This window comes from Pseudacidovorax intermedius (assembly GCF_001476815.1).
GTDB classification, from domain to species: Bacteria; Pseudomonadota; Gammaproteobacteria; order Burkholderiales; family Burkholderiaceae_C; genus Xenophilus; species Xenophilus intermedius_A.
In genome coordinates, this window is sequence record NZ_LDSL01000138.1 from 1 (window position 1) to 25,300 (window position 25,300).

Here is a 25,300-nt window from a genome sequence, read left to right on the forward strand (position 1 = left end):
CGCCGCCCGGCCCAGGCGCCGAGCACGGCGGCCATGGCCAGGGCCAGCGTCTTGCCGCTGCAGGGGCCGGCATCCACGAGCCGGCCCTGGGTGATGGCCAGGGCCGCCTCCAGCTGGGCGGTGTCGGGCCGCAGGCCGGTGCTGCGGGCCGCGAGTTCGGCCACGGCCGCTGCGGCGGCAGGCCACGGTGCGCCCCGGCCGGCGCCGGCGGCCCGCGTGGTGGCGGCGCGCAGGGCGGCGCGGGCCCGCTCGGCGGCGGCGGCCAGGGCCGCATCGTCCAGGGCCTGCAGCGCCGGGGCGGCTGCGCAGGCGGCACGCAGCAGTTCGTCCAGCGCGGCGCGCTGGCGCCGGGCCATGAGCCGCCACCAGCCGGGCAGCGCGCTGCGGCCCGACCAGGGCGAGCGCAACTCCGGGGCGGCAGGCGTGCCGCCGTGGGCGGCTTCGGCGCCGGGCAGGATCACAGCGCGTACCTCTTCTGCAGCAGCTGCAGGAAGGCCTTGTGCATGCGGTCCCACAGCGGCCGGGCCGGCAGCACCAGGCGCAGCACGCCCGACATGCCCGCATAGGTGACGGCCTTGGCATCGGCGGGCACGGGCGCCCGCAGCTCGAAGAAGGATTCGGCCGCCAGCGTGCCGGTGCCGTCCTCGGGCCGCACCGGGACCTCGCCGCCGCCGGGCAGGCCGAGCGCGGCCGACGCCAGGCGCTCGCGCTGGTAGGGGATGACCTGCACCTGCCGCATGGCGATGCCGTCGCCGGCCTGGCCGGCCAGGCGCAGCTCGCCGCGGATGGCGGGCGTGGCGAACAGGTCGGAGGCATCGGCCTGCAGCAGCACGGCGCTGAAGCGGTATTCGCTGCCGTCCACCACCTCGCCGAGCAGCTGGCCGCGTTCGATCCAGGCGAGCCGGCGCTCGTGCAACTGGGGCGAGACCCACTCGCCGTCCCTCGGCGCGCGGATGGCCAGGCGCTCGCGCAGGCCGCGCAGCTCGGTCAGCTGGCGCTCCAGCGCGTCGATGTGGGCCTGCAGCGGCGCGGCATCGGCCGGCGCGCGCTGCAGCGACTGCAGCTGCAGGGTGCGCAGCTCGTCCAGCTGCAGGGCGGCGGTGTCGATGCCGAGGTCCAGGTCGGGGTTGCGCAGCTCGGCGATCAGCTCGCCGCGGTGCACCGTCTGGCCGTGGCGCACGTGCAGCGTCTGCAGCACGCCGGGCGACTCCACGAAGATCAGCGCCTGGCGGTGCGCCTCCAGCACGCCGGGCACGCGCACCGCATGCGGCAGCGGCACCCAGGCCACGAACACATAGCCCACCAGCACGAGGCCCGCCACCGCGCCCACCGCCCTGCCCCGCCGCCCGGCCACGGCCGGGCCCGCCAGGTAGCTCGCGAACTTGCGCCCGGGCAGCACGATGAGCGTGATGACGGTGGTGACCAGCAGCGCGACGCCGACGGCGAACCAGTGGTCGAGCGTGGCCAGCAGGATGGTGGCGCTCAGCAGCAGCCGGTAGGCGAAGCTGGCCCAGCCGTAGGCGGTGAACCAGGTGCGCTCGGTCGCGTCCACCGCCGGGCCCTGCGCCTGGCGGTTGCCCAGCAGCACGCGGTCGCACCAGGCCATGATCTGCTGCTGGCCCTTCTGGTACAGGTTGGGCATCTCCACCAGGTCGGCCATGACGTAGTAGGCATCGAAGCGCAGCAGCGGGTTGCCGTTGAACAGCACCGCCGAGATCGAGCCGACGAACATGATGTTGAAGGCCAGGCTGTTGAGCACGCCCTCCCCCGTGTTGGCCCACACCAGCGCCGCCAGGGCGGCGAAGAAGAGCTCGGTGGCCACGCCCGCCAGCCCCACGTAGGCGCGGCGCCACTTGCTGCCGAAGCCCCAGGTGGCGGTGGCGTCCACGTAGGGCAGCGGCGTGAAGATGAGGAACATCACGCCGAAGGTGTGCACCTGCCCGCCGTAGCGCTTGACGACGAAGGCGTGGGCCGTCTCGTGCAGCACCTTCAGCAGCGTCATGCCCAGGTAGAGCCAGGGCAGGTTGGACAGCGACAGCGCGCCGTCCGCATGCCGGCCCAGGCGCTCGGCATTGGCCACCGCCGCCCACACGCCCGCCAGCACGGCGACCAGCCACACGGCGCCGGCCGCACGCCCGGTGAAGGCCATGACCAGCGGCCGGATGCGGTCGAGCAGCCGGTTGGGGTTGAACAGCGGCACCCGCACGTACAGGAAGGACAGCAGCTTGCCCTGCAGCTCGCGGTCCTTCTGGCGGGTGCTGCGCTCGTAGATGGCGCGGCTGTCGGGCGTGCCGGCGCTCACCAGCATGTTGGAGATGTGCAGCTGCGACAGCAGGCGCACCACCTCGTCCTGCCCCGGGGCGGCCTCGCCGTGGGCCTGCACGTAGTCGCGCCAGACCTCGTCGACGGTGCGTTCGGTGTTCAGCGCGCGGACGAAGTCGTAGGCCTGCGGCGTGATGCGGAAGAACTTGTGGCCGTAGGCATCCTCCAGCACGAACCACAGCTGCCCGCGGTAGCGCTGGGCCTGCGCGCGCACCGCCGGCTGCAGCGCCACGCGCTGGTCGGCGATGCGGTACCAGGTATCACTGAAGGCGGCGCCGGGCATGGTGCTGTCGCTCGTTCGCTGCCGTCACCACCACAGCCACAGCCGCAGCTTGTCGACCAGGCGGTGGGTGAGGATCCAGGCGACGTTGCGCTCGCCGGCGTCGATGCGCACGGCGCCGCTCATGCCGGGGCGCCACCAGTCGGCGGCGGGCTGCTGCATCTCGGCGCGCAGCAGGAAATGGTTGCCTTCCTGCCCGCGCGTCTGGGCCACGGGAATGACGGAGGTGACCTTCAGCGGGATGCGCCGGTCGGGGTCGCTCACCAGCACGAATTCGCCCTTCGCCTGGGCGGGCAGCAGCGGCATGTCGCTCTCGGGCACGGTGGCGACGACGTACAGGCCTTCCACCCGCGCCACGCGGAAGAGCTTGTCGCCCTTCTTGACCGGGGCGCCCAGCAGGTCCTTGCGCTCGCCCTCGACCACCACGCCGTCGAAGGGCGCGCGCACCTCGGCCTGCGACAGCGCCTCGCGCACGCGGGCCAGCCGGGCCTGGGCCTGACGCTGGCGGGCGGTGGCCACTTCCATCTCGGCCCAGGCGCCGGCGGCGCGGGCCTTGTCGGCCTCGGCGCCGAAGCGGCCGGCCTCGGCGGCGGCATCGTTCTCCTGCTGGCGCAGCTCGCGGGTGTCGAGCGTGGCCAGCAGCTGGCCGGCCTGCACGCGGTCGCCGGCGCTGGCCTCGGCGGTGTCGACGCGGCCGTCGTAGCCGGCGGCCATGACGCGGGTGCTGTCGGTGGCGAGCTGGCCGGTGCCGTGCACGCGGTAGTCCCAGCTGGCGAAGGCGGCATAGAGCGCGAACAGGCCGACCGCCACGGCCGCCACCTTGGGCCAGACGTGGCGCGGGCCCAGCCAGCCGGCCAGCCAGGCGCTGGCGCCGTCGCGCAGGCGCAGGCCCCACCAGCGTTCGCGCAGCCGCATCTCGGCCAGGCGGGGCAGCAGCAGCGACAGCATGGCCTGCACGTCCTGCAGCACGGCATCGCCGGGCGCGCGGCCCTCGGCGCAGGCGAAGAGCACGGCGGCCTCGGCCGGCTCCTCGCCGCGGCGCGCGGCCATGGCGCAGACGTCGGGCAGGCGCAGGGCCTCGGCCAGCGGCGCCAGGGCGGGGGCCTCGGGGCTGCGCACCGGGCCGTCGTGGGCCAGGCTTTCGTCGAGCGCGGCTTCCACGCGCGCGACCAGGTCGGTGTCGGCCTCGAAGCGGTCCAGGTGGCTGATGGCGGCCAGGTGCACGCGGTCGTGCTCCACCCAGCCCAGCGCCACGTGCGCCGCGCCGCAGAGCGCGGCCAGGCCGTTGACCAGCACCAGCGCGGCAGCGCCGCTGCGCGACTCGCGCTGCACCTGCGCGGCCAGGGCCAGCAGCGCCGGCATGGCCGACGAGGCGGCGGGCAGCGACGGGGCGACCACGCTCACCGGGTAGGCCGTCGGCGCGGCGGCGGCCGGCGTTTCCGGCGGGGCGACGGCTGCCGCGGCCGCGGCCTCCGGCGGCTGCACCGCGGGCAGGTCCGCCACCAGCTGGGCGCGCAGGATGAGTTCGTTCAGGCTGGCGCGTTCGCGCTGCGGGATCTCGATGAGGGCGAACACGGCGCCCTCGCAGGCCTGGCGCACGGCCAGGTGGAACTGGCCGGCGCCCTCCACCGTGACCGGCATGAGCGCGAAGCCCTTGTCGGCGGCGCGCGCCGCCAGCGCCTGCAGGCTGGCATAGGCGGCGCTGTCGAGCAGATGGGGGGACGGGTCGGTGGCATCGCCGGCGCCGCCCAGCGAGCGCCATTCCGGGTCCAGGCCCGGGTGCTGTTCCGCCACCCACACGCGGCGCGCCCGGCACAGGTGCAGCAGGCCGGCGGCGTATTCGCTCCAGAAGCCCGGATCGACGCTGGAGCGCCGGCGCAGCGCCTGCAGCGCGCGCACCAGGCTCAGCGCGTCGGGCGCGCCGAGCGCCTGCGGTGCGTCGGCGGCACCCATCATCGGCCTCCTTCGGGCAGGTCCACGATGCCCTTGATGCCCGAGGGCACGGCGCCCTTGGGGTTGGCGAAGGCCAGCCGCACCTCGACCAGGCCGCTGGCGGGATCGATGACCGGCGCCACGTAGCTGACCTTGGCCCGGATCGGCGCGATGCCGGTCGTGGCGTCGAAGCGCACCGGCACCTCGGCGTCGCGCTTGAGCGGCAGGGCGGCGGCGGGCGGCAGGTTGAGCTTGAGGTAGCCGGTGTCGGCATCCACCAGCTGGATCAGCGCATCGCCGGGCTTGGCCCATTCGCCGACGTCGGTGTCCACGCGGGTGACGACGCCGGCCACGGGCGCCGTCAGGCGGCGCTGGTCGCGGTCCTGCTCGGCGGCGGTGAGTTCCATGCGCTCGCGCGTCTTCTGGGCCTGCAGCTGGGCCAGGCGGCCACGGGCGGTGACCAGCTCCAGCTCCAGCCGGGCCACTTCCTCGCGGCTGACGGCGCCGCGGGCATTGAGCAGCTTGCGGGTGTCTTCGTACAGCGGGGCCAGGGTGCGCACGCGCTCCTCGGTGGCGCGCAGCTCGGACATGTCGTCCAGCGTGACCTTGCGGCGCTGCACCTCGGTGGCCTGGATGCGTTCGTCCAGGTACAGCAGCGGCGCGCGGGCCTCGACCCGCTGGCCCACCACCACCGGCACGCGCGCCACGATGCCGGGCACGCCGACGCTCAGGATGAGGTCGTGCCGCGCATGGACCAGGCCGGTGAATTCGCGCGCCTGCGCGGCCGTGGCCTGCAGCAGGCCGGCGGCGGCCAGCAGCAGCGCCGCGGCCGGGACGCTGCGCCGCACGGCGGTCGCGCCGCGAAGGGATGTCATTGCCATGCGAGCTCCACGCCGTAGGCCGGCAGCAGCTGGCCGTCGGCCTGCTGGAACTGGGTCAGGGCCGTCCAGAGGCGGGCCTCGCCCTCGATCAGGCGCAGCTCGCTCTCGAGCTTCTCGGCCTCGCGCCGCAGCACGCGAGCGCGCGGCACCAGCTGGTCGCGCAGGCCGGTCTCGTCGGCGCGCAGCAGCTCGACGCGGCTTTTCAGGTCGGCCCGCAGCTGGTCGGCGTCGCGCTGGGCCAGCTGCAGGGTCAGCAGCCGGGCCTGCCAGTCGTTGCCGAAGCTCACGCGGGCGTTGCGCGCCTCCAGTTCGGCCTGCTGCAGCTTGAGCTGCTGGCCTTCGTACTGGGCATCGGGCCGCGTGGTGCCGCCCAGGGGCTGTTCGAAATAGAGGCCGACGTACCAGTCGGGGTAGCGGTTGTGCGGCACCGGCTGGGCCGCGGCGCGCGGATTGCGGCCCAGGCCGTGCGAGCCCCAGTTGGCCTGCAGGTCCAGCTGCGGCAGCGTCTGGTTGCGGGCGAAATCCAGGCGGTGCTGGTTCTGGCGCACCCGCAGGCTGGCGATCTGGTAGGCGGGCCACTGGTCCACCCGCGATTCCCAGGCCGTGGGCGACGACACCTCGGCCGAGGTGGCCATGGCGGCAGGCGCGGTGTCGAACAGCTTCCAGGCGCCATCGCCCGGCGGCAGGTCGAGGATGGTGCGGATGCGGCCCTCGGCCTCGGCGATCAGCTGGGCATTGCGCAGCAGCTCGCTCTCGCGCATGGACAGCAGGGCGCGGGCCTCGTCTTCCACGGTCATGGCGACGCGGCCGGCGCCGATGCGCTCGCGCGCGTCGTCCAGGGCCTCGCGGGCGTTCTCCAGCAGGCGCTGGCGCACCGGCTGGGAGCGGTAGGCACGCTGCAGCTGCCAGTAGACGACCAGGGCGTCGCTGCTCATCTTGAGCAGCTGCTGGCGCAGCGTCCACTGGCCGACTTCGCGCTCCAGCTCGGCCACGCGCAGGTCGGCCTCGACCGCATCGGTGCCCCGGCCCTTGAGCAGGGGCTGGCGCACCGTGACCACCAGCTGGGCGCTGGCCTCGCGGTCGTCGCCATCGTTGTAGAGCGAGGCGATCAGGTTGCTGCGCTTGAGCGAGCGCTGCACGCTGGTCGTGATCTCGGCGCCGGTGGCGGCGCGCATGCGCAGGCCGGTCTCGGCGGTGTTGACCATCTCGTCCAGCACGCTGGTGCGCGCCGACAGCGTGGCCAGCTGCTCCTCGGCCGTACGCTGGCGGTAGCGGCTCTCGTGCCGCACCGAGGTGAAGGACACCGGCTGGTAGAGGGTGGATTCGGCCACGAAGCCGCGGTCGGCGATGCGCGACTGCAGCCGGGCGTAGGCGATTTCGGCATTGCGGTCCACCGCCAGCTGCACGAAGCGCCGGGGCGTGAGCACGTCGGGCGCCGGCTCGCCCTGCGCCATGGCAGCGGGCAGGCCGGCGACGAGCAGCAGGACGGCGGCACCGACGCACCGCAAGGGCATGCCGGCCCGCGCCCACGGCAGCCGGGATGGCGGGGCGGCACCACCCGGTGCCCGGAAAAAGAAGGCCGGCCGCCTGTGCGCGCCTGGCTCCGAACGCCCTGCTGACGCGGGCACGCTTACAACCACCGGATGCTCCTGGGACAAGTCGGGTCGGGGGGACAGCGCCGGCAGCAAGCCGTGGTGCCGGCGAGGGAATGGATGGCGCGTGCCGCGGCCATGCGGCCGCCAGCTGCTCGGTGAGCCGCTTGCCTCGGCTCGTGGGCCACGCAGGCCGTCGATGAAGATGTGCACCCCTACCTAGTACATTTTGTTTCAGCGTTTAAACATTTGTCAACAAACGCCACTATTACTTGAGCTTCTCCTACAAATTTAGCAAGCCTTCGCCGACAGCGGTGTGTCAACAACCCTATGCCGCCCGGATCTAAAGGGTCGGAGGCGGCGACGGGACGACGAAAAAAAGCCGGCCACAGGGGCCGGCGTCTTCCACCGCGGACGGGCGGGCGGGTCGGGCGCCGCAGACCGGCGCCGCGCCATGGATGGCGTGCTTACTCGGGCTTGACGCCCGCGCTGCGCAGGCTGTCGCCCCAGCGCTGGGTCTCGCGCTGCACGAAGCTGCGCACTTCGGCCGGCGTCATGTTGCCGGCCGTCACGCCCTGTTCGGCGAAGCGGGTCTTGACCTCGGGGTTGGCCAGCACGGTGCGCAGTTCCTTCTGCATGCGTTCCTGCACGGCGGCGGGCGTGTTGTGCGGGGCCATGAGCGCGAACCAGGTCGTCATCTCGTAGCCCGGCACGCCGGCTTGGGCCAGGGGCGGCAGGTCGGGAAAGATCGGCGAGCGGGCGGCCGAGGTCACGGCCAGGGCGCGCACCTTGTTCGCCTTGATGTGGGGCGATGCCGAGGGGCTGGTCTCCAGCGCCATCTGGATGTTGCCGACCAGCAGGTCGGCCATCATGGGCGCGCCACCCTTGTAGGGCACGTGCGTGATGTCGGTCTTGGTGATGGCGCGGAACAGCTCGCCGGCCAGGTGCTCGGTGCTGCCGGGGCCGGCCGAGCCGTAGTTGAGCTTGCCCGGGTTGGCCTTGGCATAGGCGATCAGTTCCGGCACCGTCTTGGCCGGCACCGACGGATTGACGATCAGCACGTTGGGCGTGGTGCCGATCAGGCCGATGGGGTCGAAGTCGCGGCCGAAGTCGTAGGGCAGGCTCTTGTACAGCGCCGGCGCCACGGCATGGGCGATGGCGGCCATCAGGAAGGTGTTGCCGTCCGGCGTGGCGCGGGCGGCGATGCCGGCGCCCAGGGTGCCGCCGGCACCGGCGCGGTTGTCCACCACCACCGGCACGCCCAGCTGGGTCGAGAGCTTCTGGCCCACGATGCGCGCCAGGATGTCGTTGGTGCCGCCGGCCGCGAAGGGCACGATCAGGGTGATGGGCTTGGACGGCCAGTCGGCCGCCGCGGCGAGGCCGGCGGCGCCGGTTAGGGTGGAAAAGGCCAGGGCGCTCAGCGCGGCGCGGCGGGAGATGGATCGCATGGTCAGGACAGAGGTGGAGAAGACAGGAAGCGCCGGCGCGGTCGCGCGCGGCGCGGGCCGGGCCGCCGGGCACGGCGGCCGGCTGCAAGCGGCACCGCTCAGCGCGCGGCGGCGGCGCCCTTGGCCATCGGCACCAGGCCGGTCGAGCGGATGACCTCGGCGTTCTCGGGCGCGGCCAGGAAGCGCAGGAAGCGCGTGGCCTCCTCGCGGCGCGGGCTGCTGGCCACCACGGCGGCGGAGAACTCGGTCACGTACTGCACGTCGGCCGGCAGGTCGCCCACGATGTCGATGCCGTGCACCGGCAGCAGCTCGCTGCGCTGCTGGCAGCCGAAGTCGGCTTCCTTGGCGGCCAGGATCTCGCCCACCGGCGTGGCGGGGATCTTGCGGCCCTTGCCGCGCATCTGCTCGGCGATGCCGAGCTTGGGGATCATCTCGCGCTCGATGTACTCGCCGCTGGCGCTGTCGGACCAGGCCACCGAGCGGGCATTCAGCAGCGTCTGGCGCAGTGCGTCGACGGTGCCGATGTCGGGGCGCGGCGCGCCCTGCGGCACGGCGCAGGCGATGGTGGAGTCGGCCAGCACGACCTTGGAGCCCGGCACCAGCTGGCCGGTGGCCATCAGCTTGTCGAGCGCGTCGCCGACCATGATGACCACGTCGATGGGCTCCTTGCGGTCCAGGCGCTGAGGAATGGCGTTCTTGGTGGCGCCCATCGACGGGCCCCATTGCGAATCGACCGCGCGGTCGGGCTGCTTCTGCCACTCGGCCACGAGCTTCTTGTAGGCCGCGGCGAAGCCGCCCGAGGAGACGACGGTGAGGGGTTCGGCCATCGCCGAGCCGGCGGCGGCAAGAAGAAGGACGCAGCAAGCCAGCCGCTTGCGCAAGGCATTTGTCTCGATCATGTTGGTTTTGGTGTGAGGGGAACGGGCGGCATCGTCCGCGAGCGCTGCTGTTGCGACAAGTGCAATGTTCAATACACTTGTTGCGTGTCGCGCATCAATTTCGATCTGCAGCAGCTGCAGGCCTTCGTGGCGGTGGCCGACCGCGCCGGCTTTCGCGCCGCCGCGGAAGACCTGCACCTGTCGCCCGCCGCGCTCAGCCGCCGCATCGACCGGCTGGAGCAACTGCTCGGCGCCCGCCTGTTCGAGCGCACCACGCGCGCGGTGCAGCTGACCCGCGCCGGCGAGGCCTTCCTGCCCCGCGCCCGGCTGGCGCTGGACGACCTGGAGGCCGCGGTGCTGGGCATCCACGAGATTGCGGCGCGCCATGCGGGCCGGGTGTCGGTGGCCTGCATTCCCACCATCGCCACCACCCGCATGCCAGGCGCGATCGACGGCTTCAGCCGCCGCATGCCGCTGGTGAAGGTGCGGCTGATGGACGGCGGCATGGACGAGGTGGCCGCCGCCGTACGCACCGGCGAGGCCGACTTCGGCCTGGGCTTCAGCGGCGTCTCCGACCCCGGCCTGGCCTTCGAGCCGCTGGTGGAGGACCACTACGTGCTGGCCATCCGCCGCGACCATCCGCAGGCCCGCAAGCGCGCACCCACGCTGGCCCTGTTCGCGCAGGAACGCTGGCTGGCCGTGGCGCGCACCAGCGGCAACCGGCGGCTGCTCGACGCCGCGCTCGACGTCACCGGCCGGCCGCCCGTCGCCTGGCTGGAGGTGGGCCACGTGAGCACGCTGCTCGCCATGGTCGAGGCCGGCCTGGGCGTGGGCCTGGTGCCCGCGCTGGCCGTGCCGCAGCGCCACCCGGTGCTCAAGGGACTGCGGCTGGACGACGTGGGGCTGCGGCGCCACCTGGGCGTGCTGTCCCTGGCCGAGGGCCAGCTCACGCCGCTGGCACGGCGCTTCCTGGACCACCTGCGCCAGAGCTGGTAGGGGCGCGTGGTGGCGGCGCCGGGACACGGCCCCCGCCATCGACGGGCGTGGCCGAGGCCCTTGCGCCTACATGGCGCCGCGCGGCGCGACGACGAGCCGCGGCCATGGCTGCTTCAACCATGGCGCTTCAGGTCGCAGGCCCCGACGCCGGCACCGGCCCGTCGACACACCGAGCGACATCCCCCAACCCATTCCATCGAAGGAAACACCATGGCCCTGACCCAGAACGACGTGATCGACATCCTCAACGACCTGCTGGAGAACTCGCGCGACGGCGAGTACGGCTTCCGGCTGTGCGCCGAAGAAGTCGAAGGCACCAGCGCCCTGCGCACCACGTTCACCAACCGCGCCGCGGAATGCGCCGAGGCCGCCCGCGAACTCGAAGCCGCCATCGTTCGTCTGGGCGGCAAGCCGGCCGAGGGCGGCACCGCCTCCGGTGCCCTGCACCGCGGCTGGGTGCACGTGAAGGGCGCCGTCGGCGCCAACAGCGAGACCTCGATGCTCGAGGAATGCGAGCGCGGCGAGGACGCCGCCATCGCCCGCTACCGCAAGGCCCTGCAGCAGGAGCTGCCCGCCGACGTGCGCGCGCTGGTCGAGCGCCAGGCCCAGGGCGCGCAGAAGAACCACGACCAGATCAAGCGGCTGCGCGACCAGTCGCGCGCAACGAGCTGATCCGGTTGAAGGCGGCCCCCGCGGGCTGCCGCATTCTTCGATACGACGAGGCCCGCCGAGAGCGGGCCTTTTCGCGTTGGAGGGTCACGACCGTGCGCCGTGGCGGCGCCCTTCCCTGGCGCTCAGCGCGCGGCGCGAAGGAAGGCGGCGATGGGCGCCAGCTGCGCGGGCACGTTCAGCGCTGGCGCATGGCCGCAGCCCGGCACCTCCAGAACGGTCAGCCGCCCGGCGGCGCCCGGGCCGCGGTGGCGCATCGCCGCCACGGTGTCCGGCAACACCAGGTCGGATTCGGCGCCGCGCAGCAGCATGACGGGCGCTTCCACTGCGTCGTAATGCGGCCAGATCAGGTAGTCGTCCTCGTGCGCGGTGAACTGGCGCACCATGGCCGGGTCGTAGTGCGGCGTGACGCGGCCATCGGGCAGCCGCCGCGTGGAGGTCTCGGCCATGCGCCGCCATTGCGCATCGCTCAGCCAGCCGTAGGGCTTGTAGACGCTGCGCAGGAAGCCCTCCAGTTCGCTCACCGTGCCGAAGGCCGGCGGGTTGCCGGCATAGGCCTTGATGCGCTCGATGGCGGCTGCCGCCAGTTGGGGCGCGTTGTCGTTGAGCACCAGCGCGGCAATGCGCTGCTTCATGGCCGGCACCACCAGGCCCGAGGCGCACACCGTGCCGATGGCGCCGCCCATCGATGTGCCCACCCAATGCACCCGCGCCAGTCGGAGGTGCTCGCACAGCGCGTCCGCGATGCGCGCATAGAAGGCGAGCTGGTATTCCTCGTCCGGCACGGGGCTCCACTGGCTGAGGCCGCGGCCCAGCGTGTCGGGGCAGACCACGCGCCAGCCCTCGCCCACCAGGTGCTCCGCCAGTTCGTCCATGTCGCGGCCCGTGCGCGCCAGGCCGTGCCAGGCGATCACCGCGGGCGCGGCCGGGTCGCCCCAGTCCATCCAGTGGATCTCGCGACCGGCCAGCTGCGCATAGTGGGACGTGGGGTTGACGCTCATTTCGCGCTCCTGCTGCGCAGCTTGCCGACGATGCCGGTGGGGAAGTAGTAGACCGAGAGCACGAAGAGCACGCCCAGCCACAGCAGCCAGCGGTCCGGCGACAGCACGGCCGACAGCCAGGGCAGCCCGCTGGCCGCCTCGCTGCCCAGGCGCAGCAGATCCTGCAGGTAGCTCTGCGCCACCACGAAGAGCACCGCGCCGATGGCCGCGCCGTAGATCGTGCCCATGCCGCCGATCACCACGATCAGCAGCACGTCGACCATGATCTCGAAGCTGAGCGAAGTGTCCGGGCCGTTGTAGCGCAGCCAGATCGCCAGCATGGCACCGGCCAGCGTGGCGAACAGGGCAGACAGCACGGCCGACAGCGTGCGGAACACCACCACCCGGTAGCCGATGGCCTCGGCGCGGAACTCGTTCTCGCGGATGGCCTGCAGCACACGGCCGAAGGGCGAGTTGACGATGCGCAGCAGCGCCAGCACCAGCACCACGGCCAGCATGAATAGGAGGTAATAGCACAGCAGCCGGCCGTCGAGCGAGACGCCGAGGAAGGGTTCCTCGCTGAACTCGAAGCTGGGCGAGATGAGTTCCGGCAGCTTGAAGGTCAGCCCGTCTTCGCCACCGGTGAAGTCCGACAGCTGCGAGGCCAGGGTCTGGAAGGCCGAGGCCACCGCCAGCGTGATCATGGCGAAGAAGATGGCCCGCACCCGCAGCGAGAACAGGCCCACGGCCAGCGCCAGCACCAGCGAGACGGCCAGCGCGCACAGCACGCCGACGAGCACCGCGTCCCAGCCCGCGCCCATGCGCGTGGCGGCGATGGCCACGCCGTAGGCGCCGATGCCGAAGAACATGGTGTGGGCGAAGCTCACGATGCCGGTGTAGCCCAGCAGCAGGTCGAAGCTGGCCACCAGCACGATGAACACCAGGATCTTGGCCGCCACGTTGAGCGCCTTGACGCCCGGGAACAGGAAGGGCGCGAAGGCCAGGCCGAGCAGGACGGCCAGCAGCAGCACCGCCAGCAGCTTGCTGCGCGGCAGGTCGTTGGAGAGAAGGCGTCGAAGCATGATCGGTCCCCTTCCCTTTCAGCGACTGCCCGCCACGGGGTACACCCCCTGCGGCCGCCACAGGAGGATCGCCACCATCAGCGCGATGTTGGAGAACAGCGCCACCTTCGGCGCGACGAAGCCGGTGTAGTTGGCCATCAGTCCCACCAGCAGTGCGCCGATCAGCGCGCCGGTGGTCGACCCGAGGCCGCCGATGATGATGACGATGAAGATCAGCACGTTTACCTGCGCGCCCATCTGCGGGATCACGTTCTGCTGGTACAGGCCCCACATCACGCCACCCAGGCCGGCCAAGGCGCTGCCGGCCACGAAGATGCCGACGAAGAGCACGCGGATGCGGTAGCCGAGCGATTCGACCATTTCGCGGTCCTGCACGCCGGCGCGGATCAGCAGGCCGATCTTGGTGCGGGCCAGCGTCCAGGCCAGCAGGCCGAAGACCAGGGCGCCGACGATCACGGCCAGCACGCGGTACTTCTCCACCGCGGCGTCGCCCCATAGCCAGGAGCCGCGCAGGCCCTCGGGCAGCGGCAGCGGAATCTGTGCCGGGCCCCAGATCACTTTGATCAGCTCCTCGCCGATGATCATGCCGCCCATGGTGATGAGGATCTGCTTCAGATGCTGGCCGTACACCGGCCGCACGATGAAGCGCTCGAAGGCGAGGCCCACGGCGCCGGCCACCAGCATGGCGACCACCATGGCCGGCAGCACCGCCACCAGGTTGGTGAGGATGGAGGTGGACTGCGTCCAGTCGCCCATGGCGCCCAGCACGCTGGTGGCCACGAAGGCGCCCAGCGCGATGAACACGCCGTGGCCGAAGTTCAGCACGTCCATCAGCCCGAAGACCAGCGTGAGGCCCGAGGCGATGATGAACACGATCATGCCCATGGCCAGCCCCGCGATGGTGAGCGTGAGCCAGGTGGAGGGCGAGCCGACCAGCGGCAGGGCCACCAGCGCGAGCGCGGGCACCAGCAGCAGCGGCTTCCAGTCGATGTCTTTGGCGAGGGTCGTCATAGGGCCAGTCCCAGCAGGCGCTGCTGCAGTTGCGTGTCGGCCGAGAACTCGGCCATGCCGCCGGCGTGCACCACGCGGCCGTTGTCCATCACGGCCACGGTGTCGCCCAGGCGCTGGGCGAAGTGGATGTTCTGCTCCACCAGCAGGATGGTCACGCCGCTGGCCTTGAGCTCGGCGAAGGCGTCGATCATGTTGTTGATGATGGCCGGCGCCAGGCCCTTGCTGGGCTCGTCGATGATGAGCAGCTCGCGCGGCTCGACGATGGCGCGCGAGACGGCCAGCATCTGCTTCTGGCCGCCGGAGAGCTTGCCGGCCGGGTGGTTCCAGAACTTCTCCACCGCGGGGAAGAGCCGGAAGATCCACTTCAGCCGCGCTTCGTCCATGTCCTGCGCGCGGCGGGCGCCCCGCGCCGCCAGCAGCATGTTCTCCTTCACCGTGAGGTCCGCGAAGATGCCCATGGTCTCGGGCACGTAGGCGATGCCCAGGTCGGCGATCTGCGGCGTGGGCAGGTTGGCGATGCTCTTGCCACCAAACTGCACGCGGCCCTGCGCCACCTTCCACAGGCCCATGACGGTGCGCAGCGTGGTGGTCTTGCCGGCGCCGTTGCGGCCCAGCAGCATGGTGAGCTGGCCCTTGGGCACCACCAGGTCCACGCCGTGGAGGATGTGGTACGCGCCAATGTGGGTGTGCACGCCGTCGAGCGTGAGCAGTGCTTGCGTGGTCGTGCTCATGCGGCCTCCTTCGCCACGCCCAGGTAGGCTTCCTGCACGACCGGCGAGGCGATCACCTCGGCCGGCTCGCCATCGGCCACCAGCGTGCCGTTGTGCAGCACGATGATGCGGTCGGCCAGCTCGCGCACCACGTCCATCTTGTGCTCGACCAGCAGGATGGTCTTGGTCCTGTCCTGCTTGAGGCGGCGGATCAGGTCGAGGATGACCGGCGCCTCGGCCGCGTTCATGCCCGCGGTGGGCTCGTCGAACATGAAGACCTGCGGATCGAGGGCCATCAGCAGCGCGACTTCCAGCTTGCGCTGGTCGCCGTGCGGCAGGCTGGCCACCACGTCGTGCTCCCGGGCCTTGAGGTGGGTCTCGGCCAGCAGCGCATCGGCGCGCTCGGTGAGCGCGCGGTGGTCGCTCCAGATGCTCCAGAGGTTGAGGCCGCGCCGGTGCGGCCCCTCGTGCGCGGCCTGCACGGCCAGGCGCACGTTCTCCAGCACCGTGAGGTTGGGGAACAGGTTGGTCAGCTGGAAGGCGCGGCCCAGGCCGGCGCGCGTGCGGGCCGAGGCCGGCAGCGCCGACAGGTCGCGGCCATCGAGCAGCACCTTGCCCTCGGTGGCCCTGAGCTGGCCCGAGACCAGGTTGAAGTAGGTGGTCTTGCCCGCCCCGTTGGGGCCGACGATGGCCGTCAGCGTGCCCGGCGCGAAGCGGCAGCTGACGGCATTCACCGCCACGTGCCCGCCGAAGCGGATGGTGAGGTTCTGGGTTTCAAGCAATTGCGGAAGTCCTGGCGCGTTCAGTAGCAGGTGCCGACCTCGTAGTAGCCGGCGGCGGTCTTCTTCAGGGTGGTCTCGATGTAGATGTTCCACAGCCCCATGCCCTGGTTCGAGCCGTAGGCATAGGTGAAGCCGTAGAGCGCATAGGCCCGCGCGGCCACGGTGTGGCTGTAGTTGTCGGTGGTGGTGCACACGGGCGTCATGCCGGTGGTGCTGGCGGTGGCCGCGGCCGAGGCGGCGCCGCGTGCGCCGGCGGCGTTCACGGCGCGCACCGTCCAGTCGTAGCTGCTGCCAGCGACGAGGTCGGTGTCGGTGTAGCTGGTGGCGGTCAGTGGCGTGGCATTGCGCCGGCCGCCGTTGCGGTAGACCACGTAGCCCGCCGCACCCGGCACGGCGGACCAGGTGAGCTTCATGCTGCTGGCCGTGGCGGCCGAGGCCGTCAGGCCGCCCGGCGCCGCGAGCGGGGCCGTGGCAGTGCCGCCGGACAGGTGCCTGACCATGGCCTGGATGGCCGCCATCTGCGGGCCGGCCTTCTTCGCATAGTCCGGGCTGTCGTAGCCCCACCAGTCCCAGCAGCCGTTGGTGGCCGTGACGCCGGTCTGCGGATAGAGCACGACGATGTTGTTGGTGTCGGCCCAGCGGTTGTAGCCCGTGTTGCGCACGTACTGCTGGCCGATCTGCGCCGTGTTCTGCTTGCAGCCGTGCAGTGCCACGTGCAGCCGGCAGGTGGCGCTGCCGCTGGCGCAGGCCGCCGGCACATAGGCCCAGCCGGTCTGCGCCATGGCATGGCCGCCGACGAAGCTGCGCTGGTCGAACTCCACGAAGCTGCCGCCCAGCGTGCCCACGTTGCGCGGGTTGAGCGTGCCGTAGATCTGCTGCAGCAGCGCGCCGGCCAGGTCGAAGTTGCAGTCGTCGATGTAGGGGTCGCCCTTGACCGAGCAGGCACTGCCGTAGTCGTCGGTGACGAAGGCATGCTCGGCCGCCAGGTCCTTCTTGTAGGCGATGTTGGCCGCGGGCACGAAGGCGCCGTAGTAGCTGCGCAGGTCGTCCATCACAGCGGTCTTGACCACGCTGTCGAGCGTGCCGGAGAACAGGTAGAGCCGGCTGGCCGACAGGTTGGACACCGGGTCGATGGCGCCGCTCGCGGCCCAGTTGTTGGTGGTGGTCACCAGGCTGCTGACCGGGATGCTGGTGTCGTGCGCCATGCAGCGGCCGGTGGCGTAGACCACCGAGCCTTCCGCACAGTAGTACGGCCCGCCCGCCACCACGCCCGCCCCCTTCTTGAAGGTGGCCGAATAGGCGACGTGCAGCTGCACGGCCATGTAGCCGCCCGAGGACACGCCCGACACGCTGACCTGCGCCGGGTCGATGTTCAGCTCCGGCAGCGGCACCGCCGCCGCTGCGCCGGCCAGCAGCCAGGCCGAAACGAGCACACCGGCGGCGCGCCTGAGCGGCGCGGTGAACTTCTGCATGGTGCGTCTCCCGAGAAAAGGTGAGCGGTCGTAGATCTAGGCGGGGACACCCACGGAACCGGCTCTGCCGGGCCGTGGGGTGTGCCCCCTTCGAGGATCAGAAGGGGGAGCCGCGCAGCGGCATGGGGGATGCAAGCGCGTCAGCGCTTGTTCCTTACCGGGATGTCCATTTCGGAGGGCTTGATCTCGTGCACCAGCTCCGGCACGCCCCAGGCGAAGGCCGGGTCCACCTTGATCTTGAAGTGGTACATGCTCTGCAGCGCCTGGTGGTCTTCCTTGCGGAAGGTCATCGTGCCCTTGGGCGTGTCGAAGCTCATGCCTTCCATGGTGCTGATGAGCTTGTTGGTGCTGGTGTCGCCGCCCGTCTTCTTGAGCGCGGTGACGATGGCCATCGCCGCCGAGAAGCCGCCGGCGGTGAAGAAGTCCGGCGGGCTCTTGAATTCCTTGTAGTGCATGGACACCAGCGCCTCGTTCACCGGGTTCTTCGGAATGCCGAAGTAGTAGTAGGTGGCGCCTTCCATGCCGGGGAAGTTCTTGTAGCTGGCCATGGCCGGCAGGATGTTGCCGCCGGTGGCGATCTCGATGCCGTAGCGCTTGAGGTCCAGGTCGGCGATCTTGAAGGGATTGCCGGCGCCGGCCCACACGATCCAGATCACCTTGCGGCCGGGCTGGTCCTTGAGCTTGTCGATCAAACGCTGCGCACCGGCGGTGAAGTCGGTGGTGTTCTGCGGCAGGTATTCCTCATGGACGATCTTGGCCTTCTTCACCGCGTCCTTGAAGGCCTTCACGCCGTCGCGGCCGAAGGCATAGTCCTGGGCCAGCGTGGCGATGGTGGTGCCGGGCTTGTCGAGCGCCACGGCGTTGCTGATCGCGTCCTGGCTGGAGTTGCGGCCGGTGCGGAAGATGTACTTGTTCCACTTGTCGCCGGTGATCGAGTCGGCCACGGCGGGCTCGACGACCAGCAGCTTCTTGTATTCCTCCGCCACGGGCAGCATGGCCAGGGCCACGCCCGACGAGGTGGGGCCGACGGCCAGCGCGGCCTTGTCGTCGGAATAGGCGGCGGCCAGCTGCGACTTGCCCAGGTCAGGCTTGCCCTGGTCGTCCTTCTCGATCACGACGATCTTCTTGCCGTTGACCATCATGGTGCCGCCAGTGGCGTAGTCCAGGCCCATCATCAGGCCGGTCTGGGTCTGCTTGCCGTAGGCCTCCAGCGGGCCGGTCTTGCTGTAAACGTGGGCGATGCGGATCTCGTTGGACTGGGCCCAGGCCGAAGCAGTGGCGGTGGCACAGACGGCGAGCGCGGCCAGGGCGGCAAGGTGGCGACGGTTCATGCGTTGTCTCCTGAAATAGGTGACTGAACATCGCACAGTTCGTGCCAACGGCTAAGCCGTTGATCGGCAACGAATCTTCATCCGAAAGCAACGTCGATTGGCTGATTTCAGAACAGTGGCGATGCCTGAAATTCAGCCACTTGTTCAGTTTTCAGGCAGGGCTTTCCCGAGGGCCTGACGCTCGACGATCCATTGCGTGAACTGGCGCTCGGCCTGCTGGCGGAACTGGTTGCGCGCATGGTTGCAGGCCGCATGCGCCAGCCGCCGGTGCTTCGAAGAGCGGACGCCGCCGAAGGTCGAATCGACGAGATGTTCGATGGTGGCCGATTCCGGCCGTCCCGCGGGTTCGTCGAAGTCCATCGGCAAGCCGCACCAGTGGCAGTTGGGCCCGAAGGTGGAACGCAGTGCCTTGACGCTCATGGGTTTCCCATGCGCTCGTACAGCGTCGCGCGCGAAATGCCCAGCAGCCGCGCGGTCGCCAGCTTGTTGCCGCCGGTGGACGCCAGCGCGGCGGCGATCGCCTTGCGCTCGAGCTCGGCCACCTGCTGCGACAGCGGGCGCAGCAGCAGCGCCGCCTGCGCGTCGGCATCGTGGCTGGGCTGCAGGGTGGCCGGCCGCTCGATCTGGTCCAGCCCCGCTTCGCGCAGGATGCGCTCGAGCTGCATCGCATCGATGCGCTGCGAGTCGCTGCGCATCGTGACCTGCTCCAGCACGTTGCGCAGCTCGCGGATGTTGCCGCGCCAGTGCTGGCCTGCCAGCAGGGCCAGGGCGTCGGGCAGCAGTTCGGGCGGCGCATCGCCGGTGCGCTGGGCCACCTCGTCGCCCAGGGCCTCCACCAGCGCCGGGATGTCGCCGCGCCGCGCGCGCAGCGGCGGCACGCGGATGGGCAGCACGTTGAGGCGGTAGTACAGGTCTTCGCGAAAGCGGCCCTGCGCCACCAGCGCCGGCAGGTCGCGCGAGGTGGCGGCGATCACCCGCGCATCGAAGGCCACCAGCTTGTTGGAGCCCAGCGGCTCGATCTCGCCCTCCTGCAGGGCGCGCAGCAGCTTGGCCTGCAGCGAAAGCGGCATGTCGCCGATCTCGTCCAGGAACAGCGTGCCGCCGTCGGCGAACTTGAACTTGCCCTCGCGCCCGCGCCGGTCCGCGCCGGTGAAGGCGCCGGGCGCGAAACCGAAGAACTCGGCCTCCAGCAGCGTGTCGGGCACGGCCGCGATGTTGACGCTGACGAAGGGCCCGGCCGCGCGCGCCGAGGCGCCGTGGATGGCATGGGCCAGCAGCTCCTTGCCGGTGCCCGTTTCGCCCAGCAGCAGCACCGGGCTGGTGGACTGGGCCGCGCGCCGCGCATGGCGCTTGACCTCCACCGCCGCCGGGCTGCTGCCGATGAAGCTGGCGAAGCTGTACTTGGCCTGGCGCGGCAGCCCGCCTTCCAGGCCGTTGCGCGCCGCCCGGCTGGCCTGGCTGGCCAGCTCGCGCCGGGCCTCGTCCAGGTCGCGCTGCAGCAGCGCGAACTTGGCCACCAGCGGCTGCAGCGTGGTCTGCGGATGGTCGAAGAGCACGATGCCGATGGCGCCGATGACGGGGCCGGTGCCGTCGTCGTGCTCCTCGCGCAGCGGCAGGCGGCTCACGACGAAGGTGCCGGCCTTGTTGGTGAGCAGGTCCACCAGCACCGGCTCGCCGGTCTCCAGCACGCGGCGCATCTGGGTGTTGGGGATCACCTCTTCCACCATGTGGCCGACGAACTGGTCCACGCCGTCGAAGCCCAGCGCCGGCAGGAAGCGGCGGTAGCCCTCGTTGACCCAGACGATGCGCCCGCTGCGGTCGATCAGGAACATGCCCTGGCTGATGCTGGAGAACAGCTGGAACATCGAGCGCGCCGCCAGCGCCAGGATGCCCTGGGCGTCCTGCGGCAGCGTGGGGTCGGTAGGGGCGGCAGACATGGCGCGCGATCGTAGCGTTGGGGTCGATGCCATCAGGCCTAGTCGCTGCCCGCATCCTTGAGCTCGGCGAACTTGGCCGCCATGGTCGGGTTGCCGCGCGTGAGCTTCTTGATCGTCAGGTCCTCGGCCTTGTCGTTGGCCAGGCGCAGGTTGTTGGCCGACTTGTAGAGCGCGTCCTTGGTCTTCTCCAGGTCCTTGATCGCCTCGTCGATGCGCTTGACGGCCTCCTCGAAGCCATCGGAGGCCAGCCGCCAGTTGCGGCCGAAGGCGGTCTTGAAGTCGTCCAGCTGCGTCTCGAAGCGGGTGATGTCCAGGTTCTGCGCCTTGACCAGCGCCAGCTCCGTCTTGTAGCCCAGCGCCTTGGTGGCCGCATTGCGCAGCAGCGTCACGATGGGGATGAAGAACTGCGGCCGCACCACGTACATCTTGGGATAGCGATGGAACACGTCGACGATGCCGGTGTTGTAGAGCTCGCTCTCGGGCTCCAGCAGCGAGACCAGCACCGCGTATTCGCAGCCCTTCTCGGTGCGGTCCTTGTCCAGCTCGCGGAAGAAGTCCTCGTTCTTCTTGCGCGTGGCGGTGGCGTCGCTCTCGTTCTTCATCTCGAACATGATGGAGACGATCTCGGTGCCGTCCTCGTCCAGGTCGCGGAAGATGTAGTCGCCCTTGCTGCCGCTGCGCGCATCGTTGTCCTTCTCGAAATAGGCGCGCGGGAAGGCGGTGGCGCGGATGCGGTTGAACTCGGTCTCGCAGTGCTGCTCCAGCGTCTCGCCCACCATCTTGGTCGACAGGCGCGCCTTCATGTCGCGCAGGCGTTCGATGGCGTCGTCGCGGTCGCGGATCTGCGTCTCGTACTTGTCCCTGAGCATCTGCTCGGCCACCTGCTTCTCCAGCGCGACACGCTCCAGGTTGTTGCGCAGGGCGTCGCGCTCCTTCTCGACCACGCCCACGGCCTGCGTGACGGCCAGCTGCTGGGCCATGCCGCCGGCGTCGAGGCGGGACTTGAGGGCCTGGATCTCGGCATCCTTCGCCGCCGCCGCCTTCTGCACTTCGCTCGCCAGCCGCGCCTCGGCCAGGCGGGCCGCGGACTCGCGCTCCTGCCGGGCCTGCGCCAGTTCGTGGGCCAGCTGGTCGCGTTCGCGCTCGATGCCGCCCAGCGCCTCGCTCACCGCCAGCCGGCGCGCGACCTCGCCGGCGTCGAGCCGCGCCTTGAGTTCGAGGATTTCGGCCTCCTTCGCCGCCGCCTTCCGCTCCAGCTCGCCGGCCAGCTGGGCGCGCGCCAGCTCGACCGCGTTGCGCTTGTCCTGCTCGGCCAGTTCCAGCCGCTCGTGCAGCTGGCGGTCGAAATCGCCGTCGCGCACCTGCTTGAGGATGTCCGCGTAGCCGGACTCGTCGATCTTGAAGGCCTTCCCGCAGTGGGGGCAGAGGATGTCTTGCATGCGCACGATCCTAGCGCGGCGTCGGACAAAGGCGCGAGCGTGGCGCCGACTTTAATCATTCGTTTGATCTTCGTGCTCTAATCGGCCCCCGCATGACCACCGCCTCGCCCAAGCCGGCCCGGGGCGACGGGGCCGAGGCCCGCCAGCGCCTGCTGCTGGCGGCCCTCGCCCTGTTCGCCGACCAGGGCTTCGCCAAGACCTCCACCCGCGCCATCGCCGCCGCCGCCGACATGAACATCGGCGCCATCAGCTATTACTTCGGCGACAAGGCCGGGCTGTATGCCGCCTGCTTCACCGAGCCCCTGGGCGGCACGGCCGAAGAGACCACGGCCCTGTGGTCCGCCCCCGGCCTGTCGCTCGGCGAGGCGCTGGCCGTGTTCATGACGGCATACCTGGCGCCCCTCAAGCTGGGCGAGCCGGTGCGCCAGTGCATGCGCCTGCACCTGCGCGAGATGCTGGAGCCCAGCAGCCAGTGGGCCACCGAAGTCGAGCGCGACATCAAGGCGCCGCACCAGGCCATGGTGCGCCTGCTGGCCCGCCACCTGGGCGCGCGGGTGGACGACGACATCCACCGCCTGGCCTTCGCCGTCATCGGCCTGGCCATGCAGCCCTACGTGACGCGCGACTTCATCGACGCGATCCGCCCCGGCCTGCTGCGCGGCCCCCGCGCCGTGGACCAGTGGGCCGAACGGCTGGCCGGCATGGCCCAGGCCCTGGTGGGCGCCGAACGCAGCCGCCGCGCGGCCACCGTTTCCGAGGAAGCTTCGACATGAGACCGACCCTTCGCGTCCCCAGCCCCGTGCCCACACGGCTGCTGGCCGCGCTGCCTCTGGTGCTGGCCCTGGCGGCCTGCGGCGTCACCCGTCCGCCCGCGGCCGTGCAGACCCCCGTGCCCGCCCGCTGGACCAGCCCCGTGCCTGCCGACGCCCTGCCCCACCACGGCTCCGCCGCCGATCTCGCCCAATGGTGGCGCGCTGGCGGCGACCCTCTGCTGGCCGAACTGATCGAGGCGGCCCAGGCTGCCAGCCCCAACGTGGCCAGCGCGGCCGCGCGCGTGACCGAGGCCCGCGGCGCCCGCACCCAGGCCGGCGCCGCCCTGGCGCCGCGGCTGGACGGCAACCTGTCGGCCACCCGCAGCGCCTCGCCCTTGAGTGGCGCCGCGCCGACCACGGGGACCACCACGACGACCAGCGGCACGAGCGTGCCGCCCGCCACCATCCTGCAGGCCACGCTGCAGCCCAGCTGGGAGATCGACCTCTTCGGCGGCCTGCGCGCCAGCCGCGATGCCGCCGATGCCCGCCTGGCGGCCGGCGAGGCCCGCTGGCACGACGCCCGCATCGCCGTGGCGGCCGAGACGGCCAATGCCTACTTCGCCGAGCGCGCCTGCGCCCGCCAGCTCACCGTGGCCGAGGCCGACACCCGCTCGCGCGCCGAGACGGCCCGGCTCACCGGCCTGTCGGCCGACGCCGGCTTCACCGCGCCGGCCGATGCCGCCCTGGCCCGGGCCAGCGCGGCCGATGCCTCGGCCCGGCTCACGCAGCAAGGTGCGCAGTGCCGCATCCTGCGCCACGGCCTGGTGGCCCTGACCGGTCTCCCGGCCGAGGAACTGGCGCTGCGGCTCGACGCCCAGTCCACCACGCCCGCCCTGCCCGCGCCACCGATGGTGGAGGCGGTGCCCGCCCAGGCCCTGGCGCAGCGGCCCGACGTGTTCGCAGCCGAACGTGCCGTGGCCGCCGCCAGCGGCGAGGCCGGCGCCGCCCAGGCCCAGCGCTATCCGCGCCTGACGCTCAGCGGCAACGTCGGCCGGCTGCAGCTGCGCACGCAGGGCTTCCGCGCCTCGCTCGACACCTGGAGCGTGGGCCCGGTGGCGCTGGCGGTGCCCTTGTTCGACGGCGGCGTGTCGGCCGCCAATGCCGAGTCGGCCCGCGCCCGTTACGACGAGGCCGTGGTGCAGTACCGCGCCAGCGTGCGGCAGGCCGTGCGCGAGGTGGAAGAGGCGCTGACCAACCTCGACAGCACCCGCCAGCGCGCCGCCGATGCCGACACCGCCGTGCGCGGCTACCAGGCCAACTTCGACGCCGCGCAGTCGCGCTACCAGACCGGGCTGGCCAGCCTGTTCGAACTGGAGGATGCGCGCCGCACCCTGTTCGCCGCGCAGACCGCGCGCGTGGCGCTGCAGCGCGAAAGCAGCGAAGCCTGGGTCGCGCTCTACCGCGCGGTGGGCGGCGGCTGGCAACGGCCCGGCGTCGACGCGGCATCGGCATCCGCCAGCACGGCCGACGCATCGCGCACGGGCCCCGCCGCACCGACCGCGACCGCAAGCGCCACCACCGCCCCTGCCGCGTCCGTCGACCGGACCGCGCCACGCCCCTGAATCCCGCACCGCGCACGGAACCCTCGCCATGCAACGCTCCCGCCGCCCGCTCTTTCTCGTCATCCTCGTCGTGGCCGTCCTGGCCGTGGCCGCCTTCTTCCTGCTGCGCGGCAAGCCCGCCGACGGCGAGGCGAAGAAGGCCGACCAACCCGCCGCCACCGCCCGCCCCGCCCTCACCGTCACCGTCGTGCAGCCGCAGCCGGCCGAGCTGGTGGCCGGCCTGCCGGCCAACGGCAACATCGCCGCCTGGCAGGAGGCCGTCATCGGCTCCGAATCGGCCGGCCTGCGCCTGGCCGACGTGCGGGTGAACGTGGGCGACGTGGTCAGGAAGGGCCAGGTGCTGGCCACCTTCTCGGGCGACACGGTGAAGGCCGAGGTGGCCCAGGCCCGCGCCAGCCTGGCCGAGGCCGAGGCCGCCGCCGCCGACGCCGCCGCCAATGCCGATCGCGCCCGCACGCTGTCGGCCACCGGCGCGCTGAGCCAGGCGCAGATCAACCAGTACCTCACCACCGGCCAGACCGCCAAGGCCCGGGTCGAGGCCGCCCGCGCCGCGCTGCAGGCGCAGCAGGTGCGCCAGCGCAACACGCAGGTGCTGGCGCCGGACGACGGCGTCATCTCCTCGCGCACCGCCACCGTGGGCGCGGTGGTGGGCTCGGGCGCCGAGCTGTTCCGCGTGGTGCGCCGCGGCCGGCTCGAATGGCGGGCCGAGGTCGCCTCCAACGAGCTGCCCAAGGTGCGCGTGGGCCAGAAGGCGCGTGTGACGGCCGCGAGCGGCGTCACCGTGGAAGGCACGGTGCGCGCCCTGGCGCCCACGGTCGATCCGCAGACGCGCAATGCGCTGGTCTACGTGGACCTGCCGGCCAACGGCGACGTGCGCGCCGGCATGTATGCGCGCGGCGAATTCATGCTCGGCCGCATCGAGCAGCTCACCGTGCCGCAGTCGGCCGTGGTGGTGCGCGACGGCTTCGCCAGCGTCTTCGAGGTGGGCGCCGACGGCAAGGTGGCCATGCGCCGCGTGACCGCCGGCCAGCGCGCGGGCGACCGCATCGCCATCGCCGAGGGCGTGACGCCGCAGATGAAGCTGGTCGAGCGCGGTGCCGCCTTCCTCAACGACGGCGACGTGGTGCAGGTGCAGGGCCAGCCTGCGTCGGCGGCGGCCGCGCCGGCGCCCAAGCAGTGACGCA

22 protein-coding genes are annotated in these 25,300 nt (G+C 71.6%); 5 read left to right on the plus strand and 17 right to left on the minus strand.

What is annotated here, in order from left to right:
* The 7 genes from NS331_RS19980 to NS331_RS20010 form a co-directional block, all read right to left on the minus strand.
* On the minus strand, positions 1-461 hold a 461-nt coding region (locus NS331_RS19980; RefSeq protein WP_206597351.1), incomplete at its 3' end, for a DEAD/DEAH box helicase family protein.
* Positions 458-2,605 carry a biotin/lipoyl-binding protein gene (locus tag NS331_RS19985; RefSeq protein ID WP_058643710.1) on the minus strand — a complete coding sequence of 716 codons (2,148 nt, stop codon included), beginning with the start codon at positions 2,603-2,605 and terminating at the stop codon, positions 458-460. The genes NS331_RS19980 and NS331_RS19985, both read right to left, overlap by 4 nt.
* A gap of 24 nt (positions 2,606-2,629) precedes the next feature.
* Positions 2,630-4,555: an efflux RND transporter periplasmic adaptor subunit gene (locus NS331_RS19990; protein WP_058643711.1), complete on the minus strand. Its 1,926-nt coding sequence runs from the start codon at positions 4,553-4,555 to the stop codon at positions 2,630-2,632.
* On the minus strand, positions 4,555-5,409 hold the full coding sequence (locus tag NS331_RS19995; protein WP_193758159.1) for an efflux RND transporter periplasmic adaptor subunit: 855 nt from the start codon (positions 5,407-5,409) through the stop codon (positions 4,555-4,557). Before NS331_RS19995 ends, NS331_RS19990 begins: the two co-directional genes overlap by 1 nt.
* On the minus strand, positions 5,406-6,929 hold the full coding sequence (locus tag NS331_RS20000; RefSeq protein WP_082702640.1) for a TolC family protein: 1,524 nt from the start codon (positions 6,927-6,929) through the stop codon (positions 5,406-5,408). The genes NS331_RS19995 and NS331_RS20000 overlap by 4 nt, the downstream gene beginning before the upstream one ends.
* A 545-nt stretch (positions 6,930-7,474) precedes the next feature.
* A complete protein-coding gene (locus NS331_RS20005) occupies positions 7,475-8,455 on the minus strand; it encodes a Bug family tripartite tricarboxylate transporter substrate binding protein (RefSeq protein ID WP_058643714.1) in 981 nt (326 codons plus the stop codon).
* A 98-nt stretch (positions 8,456-8,553) separates the two neighbouring features.
* Positions 8,554-9,354 carry a substrate-binding domain-containing protein gene (locus NS331_RS20010; protein ID WP_058643715.1) on the minus strand — a complete coding sequence of 267 codons (801 nt, stop codon included), beginning with the start codon at positions 9,352-9,354 and terminating at the stop codon, positions 8,554-8,556.
* A gap of 84 nt (positions 9,355-9,438) precedes the next feature.
* Between NS331_RS20010 and NS331_RS20015 the strand changes: the two genes are divergently transcribed.
* Both NS331_RS20015 and NS331_RS20020 read left to right on the plus strand, forming a co-directional pair.
* Complete coding sequence (locus NS331_RS20015; RefSeq protein ID WP_058643716.1) at positions 9,439-10,329, plus strand: LysR family transcriptional regulator; 891 nt, start codon at positions 9,439-9,441, stop codon at positions 10,327-10,329.
* A gap of 210 nt (positions 10,330-10,539) precedes the next feature.
* Positions 10,540-11,001, plus strand: a complete 462-nt coding sequence (locus tag NS331_RS20020; protein ID WP_058643717.1) for a ferritin-like domain-containing protein — start codon at positions 10,540-10,542, stop codon at positions 10,999-11,001.
* Positions 11,002-11,123: 122 nt separating this feature from the next.
* Here NS331_RS20020 and NS331_RS20025 read toward each other — a convergent pair whose 3' ends face one another.
* The 10 genes from NS331_RS20025 to NS331_RS20070 form a co-directional block, all read right to left on the minus strand.
* On the minus strand, positions 11,124-11,999 hold the full coding sequence (locus NS331_RS20025; protein WP_058643718.1) for an alpha/beta fold hydrolase: 876 nt from the start codon (positions 11,997-11,999) through the stop codon (positions 11,124-11,126).
* Entirely contained in the window at positions 11,996-13,060 is a 1,065-nt protein-coding gene (locus tag NS331_RS20030) for a branched-chain amino acid ABC transporter permease (RefSeq protein ID WP_058643719.1), read from the minus strand. The genes NS331_RS20025 and NS331_RS20030 overlap by 4 nt, the downstream gene beginning before the upstream one ends.
* Positions 13,061-13,078: 18 nt before the next feature.
* Entirely contained in the window at positions 13,079-14,071 is a 993-nt protein-coding gene (locus tag NS331_RS20035) for a branched-chain amino acid ABC transporter permease (RefSeq protein ID WP_058643720.1), read from the minus strand.
* Positions 14,068-14,802: an ABC transporter ATP-binding protein gene (locus NS331_RS20040; RefSeq protein ID WP_058643721.1), complete on the minus strand. Its 735-nt coding sequence runs from the start codon at positions 14,800-14,802 to the stop codon at positions 14,068-14,070. Before NS331_RS20040 ends, NS331_RS20035 begins: the two co-directional genes overlap by 4 nt.
* Positions 14,799-15,563 carry an ABC transporter ATP-binding protein gene (locus NS331_RS20045; protein ID WP_058643722.1) on the minus strand — a complete coding sequence of 255 codons (765 nt, stop codon included), beginning with the start codon at positions 15,561-15,563 and terminating at the stop codon, positions 14,799-14,801. Before NS331_RS20045 ends, NS331_RS20040 begins: the two co-directional genes overlap by 4 nt.
* A 20-nt stretch (positions 15,564-15,583) precedes the next feature.
* Positions 15,584-17,035 carry an extracellular catalytic domain type 2 short-chain-length polyhydroxyalkanoate depolymerase gene (locus NS331_RS20050; protein WP_058643723.1) on the minus strand — a complete coding sequence of 484 codons (1,452 nt, stop codon included), beginning with the start codon at positions 17,033-17,035 and terminating at the stop codon, positions 15,584-15,586.
* Positions 17,036-17,175: 140 nt separating this feature from the next.
* Positions 17,176-18,366: a substrate-binding domain-containing protein gene (locus tag NS331_RS20055; RefSeq protein WP_058643724.1), complete on the minus strand. Its 1,191-nt coding sequence runs from the start codon at positions 18,364-18,366 to the stop codon at positions 17,176-17,178.
* 144 nt (positions 18,367-18,510) lie between these two features.
* Complete coding sequence (locus tag NS331_RS20060) at positions 18,511-18,726, minus strand: hypothetical protein (protein WP_242873834.1); 216 nt, start codon at positions 18,724-18,726, stop codon at positions 18,511-18,513.
* A gap of 56 nt (positions 18,727-18,782) precedes the next feature.
* Positions 18,783-20,303 (minus strand): sigma-54 interaction domain-containing protein, encoded by a 1,521-nt coding sequence (locus NS331_RS20065; protein ID WP_058643726.1) that lies wholly within the window; start codon positions 20,301-20,303, stop codon positions 18,783-18,785.
* 38 nt (positions 20,304-20,341) lie between these two features.
* Positions 20,342-21,742 (minus strand): DUF2130 domain-containing protein, encoded by a 1,401-nt coding sequence (locus NS331_RS20070; protein WP_058643727.1) that lies wholly within the window; start codon positions 21,740-21,742, stop codon positions 20,342-20,344.
* 92 nt (positions 21,743-21,834) lie between these two features.
* On the opposite strand from NS331_RS20070, the gene NS331_RS20075 reads away from it, so the two are divergent.
* Genes NS331_RS20075 through NS331_RS20085 form a run of 3 tightly spaced genes read left to right on the plus strand, consistent with a single transcriptional unit; the run spans position 21,835 to position 25,296 of the window.
* Entirely contained in the window at positions 21,835-22,515 is a 681-nt protein-coding gene (locus NS331_RS20075) for a CerR family C-terminal domain-containing protein (RefSeq protein ID WP_058643728.1), read from the plus strand.
* Positions 22,512-24,116 (plus strand): efflux transporter outer membrane subunit, encoded by a 1,605-nt coding sequence (locus tag NS331_RS20080; RefSeq protein WP_058643729.1) that lies wholly within the window; start codon positions 22,512-22,514, stop codon positions 24,114-24,116. The genes NS331_RS20075 and NS331_RS20080 overlap by 4 nt, the downstream gene beginning before the upstream one ends.
* 28 nt (positions 24,117-24,144) lie before the next feature.
* Complete coding sequence (locus NS331_RS20085; RefSeq protein ID WP_058643730.1) at positions 24,145-25,296, plus strand: efflux RND transporter periplasmic adaptor subunit; 1,152 nt, start codon at positions 24,145-24,147, stop codon at positions 25,294-25,296.
* Positions 25,297-25,300: the final 4 nt, after the last annotated feature.

Bases quoted from the DNA above. Each gene is read 5' to 3' on its own strand.
- NS331_RS20085 (WP_058643730.1), top strand. From the start codon at position 24,145: ATGCAACGCTCCCGCCGCCCGCTCTTTCTCGTCATCCTCGTCGTGGCC.
- NS331_RS20050 (WP_058643723.1), bottom strand. From the start codon at position 17,035: ATGCAGAAGTTCACCGCGCCGCTCAGGCGCGCCGCCGGTGTGCTCGTT.
- NS331_RS20055 (WP_058643724.1), bottom strand. From the start codon at position 18,366: ATGAACCGTCGCCACCTTGCCGCCCTGGCCGCGCTCGCCGTCTGTGCC.
- NS331_RS19985 (WP_058643710.1), bottom strand. From the start codon at position 2,605: ATGCCCGGCGCCGCCTTCAGTGATACCTGGTACCGCATCGCCGACCAG.
- NS331_RS20020 (WP_058643717.1), top strand. From the start codon at position 10,540: ATGGCCCTGACCCAGAACGACGTGATCGACATCCTCAACGACCTGCTG.
- NS331_RS20040 (WP_058643721.1), bottom strand. From the start codon at position 14,802: ATGAGCACGACCACGCAAGCACTGCTCACGCTCGACGGCGTGCACACC.
- NS331_RS19995 (WP_193758159.1), bottom strand. From the start codon at position 5,409: ATGACATCCCTTCGCGGCGCGACCGCCGTGCGGCGCAGCGTCCCGGCC.
- NS331_RS20065 (WP_058643726.1), bottom strand. From the start codon at position 20,303: ATGTCTGCCGCCCCTACCGACCCCACGCTGCCGCAGGACGCCCAGGGC.
- NS331_RS19990 (WP_058643711.1), bottom strand. From the start codon at position 4,555: ATGGGTGCCGCCGACGCACCGCAGGCGCTCGGCGCGCCCGACGCGCTG.
- NS331_RS20035 (WP_058643720.1), bottom strand. From the start codon at position 14,071: ATGACGACCCTCGCCAAAGACATCGACTGGAAGCCGCTGCTGCTGGTG.
- NS331_RS20030 (WP_058643719.1), bottom strand. From the start codon at position 13,060: ATGCTTCGACGCCTTCTCTCCAACGACCTGCCGCGCAGCAAGCTGCTG.
- NS331_RS20075 (WP_058643728.1), top strand. From the start codon at position 21,835: ATGACCACCGCCTCGCCCAAGCCGGCCCGGGGCGACGGGGCCGAGGCC.
- NS331_RS20060 (WP_242873834.1), bottom strand. From the start codon at position 18,726: ATGGACTTCGACGAACCCGCGGGACGGCCGGAATCGGCCACCATCGAA.
- NS331_RS20080 (WP_058643729.1), top strand. From the start codon at position 22,512: ATGAGACCGACCCTTCGCGTCCCCAGCCCCGTGCCCACACGGCTGCTG.
- NS331_RS20005 (WP_058643714.1), bottom strand. From the start codon at position 8,455: ATGCGATCCATCTCCCGCCGCGCCGCGCTGAGCGCCCTGGCCTTTTCC.
- NS331_RS20000 (WP_082702640.1), bottom strand. From the start codon at position 6,929: ATGCCCTTGCGGTGCGTCGGTGCCGCCGTCCTGCTGCTCGTCGCCGGC.
- NS331_RS20010 (WP_058643715.1), bottom strand. From the start codon at position 9,354: ATGATCGAGACAAATGCCTTGCGCAAGCGGCTGGCTTGCTGCGTCCTT.
- NS331_RS20025 (WP_058643718.1), bottom strand. From the start codon at position 11,999: ATGAGCGTCAACCCCACGTCCCACTATGCGCAGCTGGCCGGTCGCGAG.
- NS331_RS20070 (WP_058643727.1), bottom strand. From the start codon at position 21,742: ATGCAAGACATCCTCTGCCCCCACTGCGGGAAGGCCTTCAAGATCGAC.